The organism is Ectopseudomonas oleovorans, from assembly GCF_029845265.1.
GTDB classification, from domain to species: Bacteria; Pseudomonadota; Gammaproteobacteria; order Pseudomonadales; family Pseudomonadaceae; genus Aquipseudomonas; species Aquipseudomonas oleovorans.
Map to the genome: position 1 here is coordinate 83,181 of NZ_JAOCLK010000008.1, position 15,897 is coordinate 99,077.

A 15,897-nucleotide genomic window follows, 5' to 3' on the forward strand; every position below is an offset into this window, starting at 1 on the left:
GCTCGTTGCAGAGTTCATCGGCAGCAGAACGGACGGTGCATGGCACCAGACCAGCGGCAGCGAGCACGCCTCACTGGTGGCTTCTGGTAGGCTGTGCCGCCGAACCCTGGGAGATTTCGCATGAGCCTGAACGACCACTGGATGCAACGCGATCTCGACGTGTTGTGGCACCCCTGCACCCAGATGAAGGATCATGAGCGCCTGCCCCTGGTGGCGATCCGCAAAGCCTCCGGCGTGTGGCTGGAAGACTTCGACGGCAAGCGCTACCTGGACGCGGTCAGCTCCTGGTGGGTGAACGTCTTCGGCCACGCCAACCCGCGCATCAACGCGCGCATCCGCGAACAACTGGAGAGCCTCGAGCACGTCATGCTCGCCGGCTTCACCCATCAGCCGGTCATCGAACTGTCCGAGCGCCTGGTGCAGATCACTCCGCCCGGACTGAACAAGGTGTTCTACGCCGACAACGGCTCCTCGGGCATCGAGGTGGCACTGAAGATGAGCTTCCACTACTGGCTCAACAACGGTCAGGCCGGCAAGAAGCGCTTCGTCACCCTCACCAACAGTTATCACGGCGAAACCGTAGCGGCGATGTCGGTGGGCGACGTGGCGCTGTTCACCGATACCTACAAGGCGCTGCTACTCGACACCATCAAGGTGCCCAGCCCGGACTGCTACCTGCGTCCCGAGGGGGTGAGCTGGGAAGAACACTCGCGCGTCATGTTCGCTCATATGGAGCGCACCCTGGCCGAGCATCACCATGAAGTGGCCGCGGTGATCGTCGAGCCGCTGATCCAGGGTGCGGGCGGCATGCGCATGTACCACCCGATCTACCTCAAGCTGCTGCGCGAGGCCTGCGACCGCTACGGCGTGCACCTGATCCACGACGAGATCGCCGTTGGCTTCGGCCGCACCGGCACGATGTTCGCCTGCGAGCAGGCCGGTATCACCCCGGACTTCCTCGTGCTGTCCAAGGCACTGACCGGTGGCTACCTGCCGATGGCGGCGGTGCTGACCACCGATGACGTTTATGGCGCGTTCTACGATGACTACGCCACCCTGCGCGCCTTCCTCCACTCGCACACCTACACCGGCAATCCGCTGGCCTGCGCCGCCGCCCTGGCGACGCTGGACATCTTCCGCGATGACGATGTGATCGAACGCAACAAGGCCCTGGCGGCACGTATGGCCAGCGCCACTGCGCACTTGGCCGATCACCCGCATGTCGCCGAAGTGCGCCAGACCGGCATGGCCCTGGCCATCGAGATGGTCGCCGACAAGGCGAGCAAGACCGCCTACCCCTGGCAGGAGCGGCGCGGCCTGCGTGTGTACCAGCACGCACTGGAACGCGGTGCGCTGCTGCGACCGCTGGGCAGCGTGGTGTACTTCCTGCCGCCTTACGTGATCACTCCAGAGGAGATCGATTTCCTCGCCGAGGTGGCCAGCGAAGGCATCAATATCGCCACCCGAGAGTCGGTCAGCGTGGCGGTAGATAACAGCCACTACCCGGACCATCGCGATCCGGGCTGAAGCGGCCACAGGCTTCAGGCCGCACGCTGCAGGCGGTAGACTGCGCGCCTAAAGCCTGCCGCCTGTAGCCTGAAGACCTATGCGCCTATCCCGTTTCTTTATCGACGCCCCGCTCTCTCTCGGCCAGCATGAACTGCCCGAGGCCCAGGCCCACTACATCGGCCGCGTGCTGCGCCATGCGGCGGGCGACGCCGTGCAGCTGTTCGACGGCAGCGGCCAGGAGTACCTCGGCGAACTGATCGAGGTCGGCAAGAAGAGCGTGCGCGTCGAGCTGCGCGAATCCTTCGCCGGGCTGAGCGAATCACCGCTGCGCATCCATCTGGGCCAAGGTCTGTCGCGCGGCGAGCGCATGGACTGGGCGATTCAGAAGGCCACCGAGCTCGGCGCCAGCGAAATCACCCCGATCGTCTCCGCGCGCTGCGAGGTGCGGCTGAAGGACGAGCGTGCCGACAAGCGCATGGCCCACTGGCGCCAGGTGGCGATCAGCGCCTGCGAGCAGTGCGGCCGTTCGGTGCTGCCGGTGATCCATGCGCCGCTGGAGCTGGACGCCTGGCTGCAACAGATCGACGCCGATCTGAAGCTGGTGCTGCACCCGATCGCCGAGCCCTGGGTTGGCCATACTCCACCACGTACCCTGGCTTTTTTGATCGGCCCGGAAGGCGGCCTGAGCGACGCCGAAGTCGACCAGGCCAAGGGCGCCGGCTTCCACGCCGCCCGCCTCGGACCACGCGTTTTGCGCACGGAAACCGCCCCGGTGGTCGCCCTGAGTGTCGCCCAGCAGTTGTGGGGCGATCTGTAAGCGCAAAATGTCGCCTTGACGTAACAAATTGTGACCTCAAGAGATTGCAAGACCGGCAGTCTTTGTCATGCTCTGCGCGCCGCACGCGCGACCCGCTCACCAGCAACCTGCGCGCGGCCGAGGCCGGCGCCCCGCAGCGTCGTTCTCTTCCAATAACAAACAACGGGCCTCGGCACCGCCCAAAAGGCGGCCGCATGCCCAGGAGCATTGCATGAACGAACTGGTCTCGACCCTAAACGGTCTGGTCTGGAGCCCGGCGCTGATCTATCTATGTCTCGGCGTTGGTCTCTACTTCTCCCTGCGCGGCCGCTTCCTCCAGGTTCGCCACTTCAAAGAAATGATTCGCCTGATGTTCACCGGCAAGACCGATGAACATGGCATCACCTCCTTCCAGGCCCTGACCATGACCCTCGCCGGTCGCGTCGGTACCGGCAACATCGCCGGTGTGGCCACCGCGATCACCTTTGGTGGTCCGGGTGCCGTGTTCTGGATGTGGATGGTGGCCTTCCTCGGCGCCAGCTCGGCATTCGTCGAATCCACCCTCGGTCAGGTGTACAAGGAAAAGCTCAACGGTGAATACCGCGGCGGCCCGGCCTTCTACATCGAGAAGGGCCTGGGTCTGAAGTGGTACGCCTGGCTGTTCGCCGTGGTCACCGTGTTCGCCTGCGGCTTGCTGCTGCCGGGCGTACAGGCCAACTCCATCGCCTCCAGCGTCAACACCGCCTTCGGCATCGACCCGAACGTCACCGCCGCGGTACTGGCCGTGCTGATCGGTCTGATCATCTTCGGTGGCGTCAAGCGTATCGCCCACTTCACCCAGGTGGTCGTACCCTTCATGGCGCTGGGCTACATCCTGGTGGCGCTGGTGATCATCCTGCTGAACATCGGCAAGCTGCCGGAAGTGGTGATGCTGATCGTCAAGAGCGCCTTCGGCCTCGAGGCCGGTTTCGGCGCCATCGTCGGCATGGCCATCCAGTGGGGCGTCAAGCGTGGCGTGTACTCCAACGAAGCCGGCCAGGGTACTGGTCCGCACGCGTCGTCCGCCGCTGCCGTCAGCCACCCGGCCAAGCAGGGCCTGGTCCAGGGCTTCTCGGTTTACATCGACACCCTGTTCGTCTGCTCCGCCACTGCCTTCATGCTGCTGATCACCGGCCAGTACAACGTGCAGGCACCTGATGGCAGCGCGATGTTCACCGGTATCGCTGGCGTCGCCGCCGGTCCGGGCTACGTGCAGACCGCGATGGAGAACATGATGCCCGGCTTCGGCAATGCCTTCGTCGCCATCGCCCTGTTCTTCTTCGCCTTCACCACCATCCTGGCGTACTACTACATCGCCGAGACCAACATTGCCTACATCAACCGCAAGGTGAAGCGCCCCATCCTCACCCTGCTGCTGAAGTTCGGCATCATCGCGGCTACCGTCTACGGCACCGTGCACACCGCTACCTTCGCCTGGGATCTGGGTGACCTCGGCGTGGGCCTGATGGCCTGGCTGAACATCATCGCCATCCTGCTCATGCACAAGGTCGCCTACAAGTGCCTGAAGGACTACGAGCAGCAGCAGGACGAAGGCAAGGATCCGGTCTTCCATCCAGAGAAGCTCGGCATCACCAATGCCGACTACTGGAGCGGCCATACCTCCGAAGACAACCTGTCTGCCGAGAAGGCCGAAGCGCAGCAACCGCAGCGCTGATCAGCTCACCGCAGTAACGAAAAAGCCCCGGCAATGCCGGGGCTTTTTCATGGGCGCTCGCCTGAGCGCAGGATTACGTCAGATCAGGCCGGCATCGGCGAGCAGTTGCTCCAGCGCCGCCAGATCCGGAATACGCACCACATCTTCACCAACGCGCGCTGCGCCCAGCTCCAGCGGCGCCAGTTCGACATCGGCCGCCGGCAGGTCGCTGCCAACCTTCAGCGAGCGTGGAATACCCTGCACCAGCAGGGCGATGAACTTGACCTTGGGCCGGCCACCGAGGGCGTTGATCACCGCCACGCGTGCGCCGCTGGCGACCTGCGCCTGACCACCGCTGGCAGCCTCGAAGGACAGCAGCGGCAAGCGCAGATCACGCCAGGCGATCTGGCCGAGAAACCACTCGGGCATGCCTTCGCTGACCTGCGGGGCGCGATAGGGAATCAGCTCGGCCACCGCCACGTTGGGCAGCAGCAAGGTGCGGTCGGCCAGGGGTACCAGCAGGCCGGTGAGACCGGCAGCGCTGTTCTGGGTGGCGACGGCTTGGCTCATTGAAACGTCCTCAACTGCAATGTTCGGCGAGGTGATTGACTAGGGCCACGGCCAGCTCGCGCGGGTCGGCGCTGAAGCTGCTGTAGCCGCCCTCGCGCAGGCTGTCCGGCATGCTCGGGCTGGCGCAGCTTTCGGCGCGCTGGGTCCAGATCACCCCGCCCTGGCGTTTGACGTAAGCAGCGGCGGCACTGCCGTCGCTACCCATGCCGCTGAACACGATGACGCCACACTGGGCACCGAACTGCTGCGCCAGGTTGAGCATCATCTGATCGATGGAAGGGCTGTAGGGCTCCGGCCAGGCGCGCTCGGCGATCTGCATCGCGCCGTCTTCGGCAAAACCCAGTTCATTGCTGATCGGTACCACCACCACCTCGCCGCAACGCACCGGGTCGCCATGGCGCGCCGTGTTGACATGCCACTGGCTGTGGCGACCGACCGCCTGCGGCAGTGCCGCCTCGAAACTGGCATCGATGTGTTGCGCATAGATGAAGCCGATGGGCAGACCACCCGGCAGCGCATCGAGGAAGGCCTTGACCGCCGCCGGGCCACCCAGCGAGGCCGCCAGCAGCCAGACCTGGCGTGCCGGTTCGCCCGCTTTCAGCGGGGTATTGGCCAGTGCTTGCGGCAGTTCCAGACGCGCTGGACGCTGCGCCTCGTCGAGCAATGCCTGCAGGCTCGGCCCGACCGCCTGGGTCGGGTCGCCGACCAGGCGCTTGAGTTTGCCGAACAGACTGCGCTCCCAACGCGGGTAGTTTTCCGAGTGACGTTCGGGTGCATGGCCCTCGCCGAACAGCACCGGGGCGCTGGCGCGCTCCAGCAGGCTGTCGACCAACGGCGAATCTTCCGACTGCGCCAGGTCCACCAGCCACAGGTCGGTGTCGCAGGCCGCCAGCGCTTCCTCGTCGAGTCGCGCCGGATCGCTGTTGAGCACCACCTGATAGCCGCCACCGGCCAATGCCTGCTGCAGCACATGGCGCTGCAGCGAGGTGTCGGCGATTACAGCGATACGCGCGGAGGATTTGTCTGTCATGTCCGTTTGACCCGGTGGCTATCCACCAACTGTGCAATGGTGTCGAGCAGCAAGGACTCCTGATAGGGCTTGCCGAGGTACTGGTTGACGCCGATGGCCATGGCTCGATCGCGGTGCTTCTCGCCGGTACGCGAGGTGATCATGATGATCGGCAGGTCCTTCAGGCGCTCGTCGTGACGCACCAGCGTGGCTACCTCGAAGCCGTCCATGCGCGGCATCTCGATGTCCAGCAGCATGATATCGGGCTTGTGTTCCTGCAGCTGGGCGATGGCGTCCACCCCGTCCTTGGCGGTAACCACGTTCATGCCGTTACGTTCGAGCAGACGGCTGGTGACCTTACGCACGGTGACCGAATCGTCCACCACCATGACCAGGGTCGGACGGTCGATCTCCACGTCCTCGTTGACGGCAGCCTGACGCGAAGCCAGACGCGGCATCAGCTGGCTCTGCAGGTGCGCATGCAGCACACGAATGGTTGCCAGCAGGTCGAGAATCACCACCACGCGACCGTCACCAAGGATGGTCGCCCCGGAAATACCGTGCACCCCGGCGAACTGCGGACCAAGGCTCTTCACCACGATCTCGCGCGAGCCGGCCAGGCTGTCCACCTGCACCGCCACGGCGTGCTCGCTGGAGCGCACCAGAATCACCGGCAGCGGCAGACTCTGCCCCACCAGCTTGGGTTGCTGGCCATTGTTCAGCAGGTCGCCCAGGTACTTCAGCTCGTAAGCCTGCCCGGCATATTCGAAGCGCGGCGCATCGGGGGCATAGTAGGCCTCCAGCTCATAGGGCGAGACGCGCACGATACCTTCGATCGTGTTCAATGGGATGGCGTAGAGGTCTTCGCCGGAGTACACCATCAGTGCGCGGTTGACCGACACGGTGAACGGCAGGCGAATGGTGAAGCGGGTGCCCTGGCCGACCGTCGAGTCGATGCTCATCGAGCCACCGAGCTGCTTGACCTCCGAATGCACCACGTCCATGCCGACGCCGCGCCCGGAAATCTGCGTGACTTTCTCGGCGGTGGAGAAACCGGCCTCGAGGATGAACTGCAACACCTCGTGATCGCTCAGGTCGCTGTCGGCATCCATCAGACCACGTTCGATGGCCTTGCGGCGCACGGCCTCCAGACGGATACCACCACCGTCATCTTCCAGGGTGAGAACGATGTCGCCACCCTCACGGCCCAGATTGAGGCGAATGGTGCCGGTGTCCGACTTGCCGGCAGCGCGGCGCGCCTCTGTCATCTCGATGCCATGGTCGACGGCGTTGCGCAGCATGTGCTCCAGCGGCGCGACGATGCGTTCGAGTACGGTGCGGTCCATTTCCCCTTCGGCGTTGCCGACGATGAATTCGACCTGCTTGCCCAGCTCACCGGCCACCTGACGCACGATACGGCGCAGACGTGGCACCAGGCGATCGAATGGCACCATGCGGGTGCGCATCAGACCTTCCTGCAGCTCGGTGTTGACCCGAGCCTGTTGCAACAGCAGGGTCTCGGCGTCGCGGTTCTTCGCCGCCAGGGTTTCCTTCAGATCGAGCAAGTCGGAAGCCGATTCGAACAGCGCGCGCGACAGCTGCTGCAGTTGCGAATGGCGGTCCATTTCCAGCGGATCGAAGTCTTCGTAACCGGCGCGCTCGGCCTCGGCCTGATAGCGGCTGAGAATCTGCGCCTGGGTTTCGGTATCGAGACGGCGCAACTGATCGCGAACGCGGTCAATGGTCGCTTCCATCTCGCTCAGGGTGAAGCTGACATCGCTGACCTGCTGTTCGACACGGCCACGGAAGATCGAGGTTTCACCCGCCAGGTTGACCAGACCTTCGAGCAACTCTGCCGGTACCTTGACCAACTCCTGCGGCGCACGGCGGGCGGCAGCCTCCTGAGCGGCCTCCTGCGCACGCTGCACGAACGGCAGTACCTTCGGTGCCTGCAACTGGCTCGGCACGTCACTGGCAGCAATGATCGGATTGAGCAAATTGCTCGCAGGCGCCGCCGCTGGTTCGGTAACCACTGGCTCATCGCCGAGGCTGGCGCTAAGGCGCTGGCGCAGCACGTCGAGCTCATTCTGCAGCCCTTCGAAACCGGACTGCACATTGAGCAGCAGACTTTCCGGCCAGGGTGCCCCCTGCTGCAGCGCCTCGCTGAGATGCTGCTCCAGGTCGTGGCTGAGATCGCCAAGGCGCTTCTGTCCGGCCAGGCGTGCGCAGCCCTTGAGGGTGTGCAGCGTGCGCAGCATCTCGTCGATGGCGCTGACATCATCACGTTGTTCTTCCCAACGCCCGATCGCCGCCTCCATCGTTTCGAGCAGGTCATCGCCTTCTTCCAGGAAGATATCAAGGATGTCGCTGTCAGCCTCTTCGGCTTCATCGCTCTCGACCACCGCCCTGAGGTGGACTGCCGACGGCATGCTCAACTGCTCGTCAGGGTTGGCACGAAAGCGCTTGATCGTCTCGATCAGGGCATGGCCCTGCGGCACCGCGCGCTGACCACGCACGGCTTCGAGCATCTCGGCCAAACGGTCGTGGCAGGCCTGCAGCAGGGTAAACAACTCCTGACTGGCTCGCAGGCGACCGCCACCGAGCCCCTCGTAAAGGAATTCCAGCTCATGGGCCAGGTCGCCGATTTCACGAATCTCGGCCATGCGCGCACCGCCCTTGAGGGTGTGCAGATCACGCTGCAGGGCTTCCAGCTCCAGACTGTTGTCGACGTCGTCCATCCAGCGCTGCAGAGCAGCACCGGCACTGTCGATGATGTCGAAACCTTCCTCGAGGAAGATTTCCACCAGTTCGGGATCGCGCTCTTCATGCCAGTTAGCCAGCGTGCCTTGTGGCTCTGGCTCTGACTCGACGATAGCCTCGGCCAGCGGCGGCAGTTCGTCTTCGGGCAACACCAGCTCGACTTCGTCGATCAGCGGCACCCCTGCCTCAGGCTCTGCCTGTGGCGCCTCGTCGAGCACGATTTCGTCTTCGACCAGTGCCAGAGGCGGCAGCTCGAAGCTATCGGGCTCCAGCGTTTTGATCGACTCGACGAGCTCGTCGTCCAGCGCCGGTTCAACCTGAGCCACGGCGGCCGACAGACTCTGCGGCATGTCACCCCGGCGGAACTGACGAATTGCCTGAATCAGGTCGTCACCAGAGACCAGCGGCTGGCGGGCCTGCAACTGATCAAGCATCTGCGCCAGGCGATCATGGCTTTGCTGCAACAGGCTGCCCAGCGCTGGTGAATAGTTGTAACGGCGGTCGACCAAACCCTCGTAGAGCGACTCCAGTTCGTGGCCAAGATCGCCAATCGGGCGAATCGCGGCCATCCGCGCACCACCCTTGAGGGTGTGCAGGTCGCGCTGCAGCGAGGACAACGGCATGGTGTTGTCCGGCTCACTGAGCCAGCGCTCCAGCGCCTGACCGGCGCTATCGAGAATATCCACAGCCTCTTCGAGGAAGATCTCGATCATTTCCTCATCGAGGTCGGCGTCGACAGGGCTGAAGCCCAGTTCGGCCTCGGCCTGCAGTTCCAGGCCAGCGTCCTCGACGATTGCCGGTTCGGCGGGCGTCTCTTGCCACTGGACCGGCTCGGCCTCAGCTTGCGCCAGTTCGGCAGTAGCCTGCTCCAGCTCGATGATTTCCAGCCCCTCGACGCCAGGCGCCAGCAAGGCCAGGGTATGCGGATCGATGGCCTCGCTGAGAAGCTCACGCAGCGCCTGTACGCGCTCGGGTTGCGGGCTGACCTGCAAGGCCGCAGCGACCTGATCCATCATGCCGATCAGCGCTTCGTGAGCCTTTTCCGCTTCGTCGAAGAAGCGTTCGCTGACGGCCAGGCTGCCTTCCTCGACGGCACCATATAGATCCAGCAGGGCCTCGCAGAGCTCGTCGATCTGCGGCAGCTCGGCCATTTCCGCGCCACGACCGAGCGTGGTCAGCTCTTCCAGCAGCGCAGACAGCTCCTGGCGCTCGGACGGATGCTCGCGCCATTTTCGCAGCAGGTCCTCGGCATCGAGCAGGATGTCCATGCCCTCGGCGAGGAAGATGCTGATCATCTGCGGATCGCGGCTTTCACCGCTCTGTGCCATGCGCTCGTCTTCGGCGTTGGCCAGACGCTCCTGATGCAGCGCCTGGACACGGGCAAGGAATGCCTCGGCGCCGGGAATAGGTGCCAGAGGCTGAGTCTCGAGATTGTCGAGCCCGATACGGAACACGCCCTCGGCGCTGCTCAACAGCTCGGCGGCCGCCAGATCCACCTGAATCAGGTTGGTCTTGAACTCCTTGACCAGCTTCTCCAGCGGCGCCGCGATTTCTGCCACCGGCAGGATGCCGGCCATATAGGCACTGCCCTTGAGGGTGTGCAGGGCACGCTGCAGGTCGTCGGTGACCGGCTGCGGCAGCTCCTGGGCGCAATCGGCGAGAAAGCCCACCAGGGTATCCAGATGGGTTTCCGCCTCGTTGCGGAAGATTTCCAGCAACTGTGGGTCAAGGGGCTCACCATTGAGAGATTCGCTATCGAGCGGTTGGTCGGTGACCGACTCGACCTGCTCGACGACCTCGGTAGCGTCGTCAACGCCCACGGGCTCGGCTACCTGCTGGGTGGCCGGGGCGTCAGATTTTGGGGGCGTCAGCCCCTTGGCCAAAGCATGCGCGGTGGCCGCCAGCAGATCGACATCGTCACGCTGACGCTGAGCCTTGGCGGCAAACTCGTCGACCAGCGCCGGCATCAGGGCCACGACATCGAGTACCACCTGCTGCACCGCTGCACTCGGTTCGATGCTGCGGTCCAGCACGCGGTTGAGCAGGTTTTCGATGGACCAGCCCAGCTCGCCGATGATCAGCGCGCGAACCATGCGGCCGCTGCCCTTGAGCGTGTGGAAGGCCCGACGCACTTCGATCAGCGCGTCCTTGTTATCGGTATCGGCCTGCCACTGCGGCAGGTATTCGCCGATGGTTTCCAGCACTTCGCCGACTTCTTCGATAAAGACTTCCAGCAGCTCTTCGTCCACCGGCTCTTCGTCGGCAGGCGGCGGCAGCAGGCTCGGCGGCACGTCGGCAGCAGGTGGGTTGATCGCCTGTACCGGAGCGGCCATGACATCGGCCATCGACAGCGGCTTCTCCGCCGCCGGTTCATCCGGCAGTTCCTGCACCTGCGGTGCGCTGGGTAGCTCGACTTCCGGTAGTTCCAGATCGGCCAGTTCCAGCTCATCCCACTGCGCCGGCTCGGCCAGTTGATCCAGGTTCAGCTCTTCGAGCTCAAGCTCCGGCTCGGCGTCAAGCAGCGGTGCGGCAACGGTTTCTTCGTCCTGCAGGGCGGGTAGCTCTTCAAGCTCGTCCAGCTCGAAGGTAAAGCTGTCGGCAGTCTCACGGGCGTCCGACTGCTCAGGCTCAGCGTCCAGCAGTTGCAGATCCGCAACCTCATCGCTGGACGGCTCGACTACATCGAAGGTCAGCGCCTCGGTCTCGGCCAGGGGCTCTTCGAGTTGTTCGTCTTCGGCGCCCAGCAGCTCGATTTCCTGCAGCGGGTCAGCCAGCGGTGCCAGGGTTTCTTCCTGCGGCTCGACACGGTCGAGGATCGACGGTTTTTCCTTGAGCGGGTAACCCAGGGTTTCCAGGCTTTCCTCGGCAACGTCGAGAATCAGATCGCCCTGCGTGCCATGGTCCTCGGACAGCCGCTCGAGGTAGTACTCGACGCTGGTGATGGCATCGGCCAGGGTGTCCAGGCTCTGCCAGTTGGGCACGGCCTTGCGCGCCAGCAGCTGTTCCTGAATGTAGCGATTGCAGGCATTGAGCAGGTCGGCAGCGCGTTGCAGCGGGATCATCGCCAGGCCACCACGGACCTGGGTCAGCAGTTCGGGCACACGGGCCAGGTGCTCGTGGTTCCACTGCGAGGCGATGAACTCGATGATCGCGTCCTTGGCCTGTTCCAGACCGTTGCGCGCCTCTTTGATCACCAACTGATGGATCTGCGCCACATCGGTGGTGGGCAGGTGACTCTGTTCGTTCCTGCTGTCGTCGCTCGGCCCGACCATGCCGGCCAGGGTCGCCTCGACGTAGAGCAACGCACCGGCGACGTCCATCAGCACGGCATCGTTAGGCTCGCGCTGGCCGAGGGACAGGCCGTGAATCACGTCAATCTGGTCGAGAATGACCTTGCGCGGCTGGCCGAAACCAAGCACTGCGAGGGTATCGGCGATCTGCTTGAGCGGCGCCAGCAGGGCATCCAGTTCGCTGACCTGGCTGCGATCACTGCGCACGAACAGATCGAGGCTGTCCTTGACCCGCACCAGTTCCTCGCACAGCGCGGCGACCACCGAACGCATGGCGTCACGGTCTGGCCCAGCCAGGCGAGCACGTTCTTCATCCACCACCTCGTTGTCAGGCAGCGCCTCGTCGAGGCGATACTGCTCTTTCAGCGCACGGATGCGCGGCGACTGCGCCGGTGCCTTGGCCACGTAAAACAGCAGATTCTTGGTCAGTTCATCCGGGGCGGGCTGGTTGATGCCATCGGCGCCCTGTTCGACCAGGCGCTTGAGTTCCTTATCGACCTGGCGCAGCAGGGTGCGCACCGAGGTACCGTTGACCACGCTGCCATTGGCCAGGCCTTCGGCCATACCGGATGCGATCTGCCACAGACCGCCCAGCGGAGCGTCCTGGCACAGGGTTTCCAGGCGCGCGAAGACCCGCGCCATGTAGCCCAGGTTAGTGGGCAGGTCCTGATTGCGGATCACGCCGACCAGGGCCATCTGCAGCATCTGCCGCAGCCTGCGCAGCAGCACCGGCAATTCGGCAGTACGCAGGCGCGCCATGCTGCCTTCCGGCAGCGCGGGCAGGCGCGCGGACATGTCTGGCGAGAACAGGCTGGTTTCCGACAGTAGCTTTTCGCCACGGGCGGCGCGCAGGTCGTTGAGCAGCGGCAGCACGACCATGGGCAGGTCGCGGCGGGCGGTCTGGATGCGGTCGAGGTACACCGGCAACTGCAGGATGGCCTGCATCAGCACTTCCAGGGCTTCGCCCTGATTGGCCACGCGACCTTCCATCAGCGCCTTCGACAGCTGTTCCATTTCCTCGGCGAGCAACGCCGCGCCGTAGAACTCGACCATCTGCAAGGTGCCGTGAACCTGGTGCACATAGGTCAGGCAGAAGCGCATGCGCGTGGGGTCCTGCGGGTTCTCGACGAACGCCTCCAGAGCCTGACGCGCCTGCTTCAGGGTTTCCCCGATCTCGCCTTTGACCCACTCCAGGGCGACATAATCATGCCGATCACCCATAGCCACTCCACTCATAAACTTGGCCTTATCCCTTGCGGGTAAACGCCAGAACTCGCTCGTCGGCCACCGGCACCAGTTGCGGGTGCTGCCAACCGGCTACTTCGCCCACACCCACGACCAGCAGGCCACCCGGCGCCAGGCTCTCGGCCAGGCGATTGAGGATGTCGCGGCGACGCCAGCGGCGGAAATAGATCAGCAAGTTCTGACAGAAAATCACATCCATGCCGGACATCGGCGCATTGGCCAGTTCCAGCACATTGAGCCGGGCACAGCACACACGTGCAGCCAGGCTCGGTACTACCTTGAAACGCCCATCGGCCTGCGCGAGAAAGTAGCGCTCGCGCAGCTCGTCACTCACTTGCTCCAGGCGCCGCGCCGAGTAACAGGCCTCGCGTGCCTTGCTCAGTGCGCCCTGGCTGATATCGGTGCCGGTTACCGCAAAATGCTCGGGCAACTCGCTGCCCTGTAGCGCCTCAGCCGCCATAATCGCCAGCGAATAGGGCTCTTCACCACTGGAGCAACCGACGCTCCAGAACTCCCAGGGCTTGCCCAGGCCTGCCGCCAGACGCTCCTGCAGGTACTGCGAGAGCACCTCGAACGACGGTGAATGGCGGAAAAAGCGGGTTTCCTGCACGGTCAGACGATCCAGCAGGGTCGACCACTCCACCGCGCCACGCGGCCCGTCGGTGACCTGACGGTAGTAGCTGGCGTAATCCGTGACGCCCAGTTCGCGCATGCGCGCACTCAGGTTGGTCTGCAGAAAGGCGCGCCGCTGCTCGCTGATCACCACACCGATACGCGCCTCGAGCAGCGTCTGCCAGTCGTGAAAATCGGCTTGCGACATATCGGCCACCGGGCGCAATGCCCACACGCCCGCTGACTGCATACCTTCGCCCTGGGTCATGGCTGTGTAGCGGAGGCTGCAGCCAGCCTCCGCACTCCTTTATCAGGCGTCTGGCAGGGTGAAACCGGATACCGACTTGCGCATCTCACTGGCCATCTTGGCCAGGTTACCAATGCTCTTGGCGGTGGCGGTGGTACCCGAGGACGTCTGCGAGGTGATCTCCTGGATCACGTTCATGGTGTTGGAAATGTGGCCCGCAGACGAAGCCTGCTGGCGGGCGGCGTTGGAAATGTTCTGGATGAGGGCCGCGAGGGTTTTCGATACCTTCTCGATCTCTTCCAGGGCCACCCCGGCGTCCTGCGCCAGGCGGGCACCGCGCACCACTTCGGAAGTCGTCTGCTCCATGGAGATAACGGCTTCGTTGGTGTCGGTCTGAATGGTTTTTACCAGCGCCTCGATCTGCTTGGTCGCCGCCGAGGAACGTTCTGCGAGGCGTTGTACCTCGTCCGCTACCACGGCGAAGCCGCGACCGGCATCACCGGCCATCGACGCCTGGATCGCGGCGTTCAGTGCAAGGATGTTGGTCTGGTCGGCAATGTCGTTAATCAGGCTAACGATGTCACCGATCTCCTGGGACGATTCACCGAGGCGCTTGATTCGCTTCGAGGTGTCCTGGATCTGCTCACGGATGTTATCCATGCCGGTGATGGTGTTGTGTACGACTTCGTTGCCCTTGTTGGCGATGGCTACGGAACGTTCCGCTACCGCGGAGGATTCCGAGGCGTTCGCCGATACCTGGTCAATCGACACGGCCATTTCGTTGATCGCCGCGGAGGCACCGGCAATTTCCTGCGCCTGGTGCTCGGACGCTTCCGCCAGGTGCATCGCCGTGGCCTGGGTTTCCTGGGCCGCACCGGCTACCTGAACGGCGGTCAGGTTGATGGTGGCTACCAGGTCGCGCAGCTGGTCGATGGAGTAGTTGATGGAGTCGGCGATGGCACCGGTGAAGTCTTCGGTTACCGTCGCGGCCACGGTCAGGTCACCGTCGGCGAGGTCGGCGATTTCATCGAGCAGACGCAGAATCGCCGCCTGGTTACGTTCGTTCTTCTCGGCGGTCTCGGCCAGACGACGGTTGGTCTCACGCACCATCACCAGACCGATGAGGATGATCGAACCCAGCGCCAGACCACCCAGCACGTAGCCGAACAGGGTGTTGATGGCACGGCCGTCAGCCAGGTCTTCGAAGCCGGCAGCCAGCTCGGAGGCTTTATCCAGCAAGGTCTGCGACACGGTGAAGATGGAGTTGGCCGACTCACGAACCTGGAACAGTTCCGGCGAGGTCTCGAGAATCTCGTCCACCGAACCGGATACGAATTCGAACAGCTCGGAAATCTCGGCCAGACGCTCGAGGGCCTCCTCGTCGGTCACCTGGCTGATTTCCATCGCCGCGTTGCCTTCGAGCATGGCGGCCAGTACGCGACCGAACAGGCTGGCATCACGACCGAACATGTCGGCGGCCTGTACCGAATCTTCGTCACCGGCCAGCACCTTGTTCACCGAGCCGAGAATACGCTCGGCCAGCAGCGACTGACGCTGGGCCACAGAGACCTGGGCAGCCGGCGCACCGCTTTCCAGCAGGATGTCGACCACTTCCTCGTACTCGACCTGCAATTGCGGAATGGTTTCCGCCAGGGTGGCGGCTACCTGGTGCAGCGACAGTACGGTCTGCTCACTGGCAATAATGGCGTCGGTGTTCTGCCGCAGGCTGTCCCAGTCCTGCTGCACCGCAGCCATCTGCGCTTGCACCGAAGAAGGTGCCGGAGGCAGGCCGGTATTGGCATCACCGTCGGTCAGGTAACTCCAGCGCCGCTGGAAGTCGTTACGCGCAGCACGCAGCAGGCCGAATGCCTCTGCCTTGCCCGCCGCAGCCTCAGTGGCGTTGTTGGCGATCCGCTGGGACAGTACGCGCAGCTCACCGGAGTGGCTGATGTACTCGGTATCGTAGTTGGACTGGGTGTTGATGTAGGCGAAGTTCGCGAACAACAGCACGATGGAAACGATAAGCACGACGAACAGCGCTGCGATCAGCGTACTGCTGCGTGCCCCCGCCAACAAATTGCCTGTATTTAGTTTTTTCATTATCTGGCCCCCGCCTGGACCGACCGCACTACGGTTCCCATGTAACGCCAAAAGGCCGGCAGAACC

8 protein-coding genes are annotated in these 15,897 nt (G+C 63.9%); 3 read left to right on the forward strand and 5 right to left on the reverse strand.

The window, feature by feature from the left end:
* Positions 1-120: 120 nt before the first annotated feature.
* The 3 genes from N5J71_RS06250 to N5J71_RS06260 all read left to right on the forward strand — a co-directional run bounded on the left by N5J71_RS06250 (position 121) and on the right by N5J71_RS06260 (position 4,019).
* Positions 121-1,527: an adenosylmethionine--8-amino-7-oxononanoate transaminase gene (locus N5J71_RS06250; RefSeq protein ID WP_279916537.1), complete on the forward strand. Its 1,407-nt coding sequence runs from the start codon at positions 121-123 to the stop codon at positions 1,525-1,527.
* A 79-nt stretch (positions 1,528-1,606) separates the two neighbouring features.
* Positions 1,607-2,326: a 16S rRNA (uracil(1498)-N(3))-methyltransferase gene (locus N5J71_RS06255; protein ID WP_279916538.1), complete on the forward strand. Its 720-nt coding sequence runs from the start codon at positions 1,607-1,609 to the stop codon at positions 2,324-2,326.
* A 211-nt stretch (positions 2,327-2,537) separates the two neighbouring features.
* Positions 2,538-4,019 (forward strand): alanine/glycine:cation symporter family protein, encoded by a 1,482-nt coding sequence (locus N5J71_RS06260; RefSeq protein ID WP_024306535.1) that lies wholly within the window; start codon positions 2,538-2,540, stop codon positions 4,017-4,019.
* A gap of 78 nt (positions 4,020-4,097) precedes the next feature.
* Here the strand turns inward: N5J71_RS06260 and N5J71_RS06265 are convergent, their stop codons facing one another.
* From N5J71_RS06265 to N5J71_RS06285, 5 genes are read right to left on the reverse strand one after another with little or no spacing between them, the layout of a single operon-like run.
* The gene (locus N5J71_RS06265; RefSeq protein ID WP_024306534.1) at positions 4,098-4,568 is read right to left on the reverse strand and encodes a chemotaxis protein CheW; all 471 of its coding nucleotides are present in this window, start codon (positions 4,566-4,568) and stop codon (positions 4,098-4,100) included.
* A gap of 10 nt (positions 4,569-4,578) precedes the next feature.
* Positions 4,579-5,598 carry a chemotaxis protein CheB gene (locus N5J71_RS06270; protein WP_024306533.1) on the reverse strand — a complete coding sequence of 340 codons (1,020 nt, stop codon included), beginning with the start codon at positions 5,596-5,598 and terminating at the stop codon, positions 4,579-4,581.
* Positions 5,595-12,848: an Hpt domain-containing protein gene (locus N5J71_RS06275; protein WP_279916539.1), complete on the reverse strand. Its 7,254-nt coding sequence runs from the start codon at positions 12,846-12,848 to the stop codon at positions 5,595-5,597. Before N5J71_RS06275 ends, N5J71_RS06270 begins: the two co-directional genes overlap by 4 nt.
* Positions 12,849-12,873: 25 nt before the next feature.
* A complete protein-coding gene (locus N5J71_RS06280; protein WP_206408124.1) occupies positions 12,874-13,734 on the reverse strand; it encodes a protein-glutamate O-methyltransferase in 861 nt (286 codons plus the stop codon).
* Positions 13,735-13,794: 60 nt separating this feature from the next.
* Complete coding sequence (locus N5J71_RS06285; protein WP_003458793.1) at positions 13,795-15,831, reverse strand: methyl-accepting chemotaxis protein; 2,037 nt, start codon at positions 15,829-15,831, stop codon at positions 13,795-13,797.
* Positions 15,832-15,897 lie beyond the last annotated feature (66 nt).

Bases quoted from the DNA above. Each gene is read 5' to 3' on its own strand.
- N5J71_RS06250 (WP_279916537.1), top strand. From the start codon at position 121: ATGAGCCTGAACGACCACTGGATGCAACGCGATCTCGACGTGTTGTGG.
- N5J71_RS06255 (WP_279916538.1), top strand. From the start codon at position 1,607: ATGCGCCTATCCCGTTTCTTTATCGACGCCCCGCTCTCTCTCGGCCAG.
- N5J71_RS06260 (WP_024306535.1), top strand. From the start codon at position 2,538: ATGAACGAACTGGTCTCGACCCTAAACGGTCTGGTCTGGAGCCCGGCG.
- N5J71_RS06265 (WP_024306534.1), bottom strand. From the start codon at position 4,568: ATGAGCCAAGCCGTCGCCACCCAGAACAGCGCTGCCGGTCTCACCGGC.
- N5J71_RS06270 (WP_024306533.1), bottom strand. From the start codon at position 5,598: ATGACAGACAAATCCTCCGCGCGTATCGCTGTAATCGCCGACACCTCG.
- N5J71_RS06275 (WP_279916539.1), bottom strand. From the start codon at position 12,848: ATGGGTGATCGGCATGATTATGTCGCCCTGGAGTGGGTCAAAGGCGAG.
- N5J71_RS06280 (WP_206408124.1), bottom strand. From the start codon at position 13,734: ATGCAGTCAGCGGGCGTGTGGGCATTGCGCCCGGTGGCCGATATGTCG.
- N5J71_RS06285 (WP_003458793.1), bottom strand. From the start codon at position 15,831: ATGAAAAAACTAAATACAGGCAATTTGTTGGCGGGGGCACGCAGCAGT.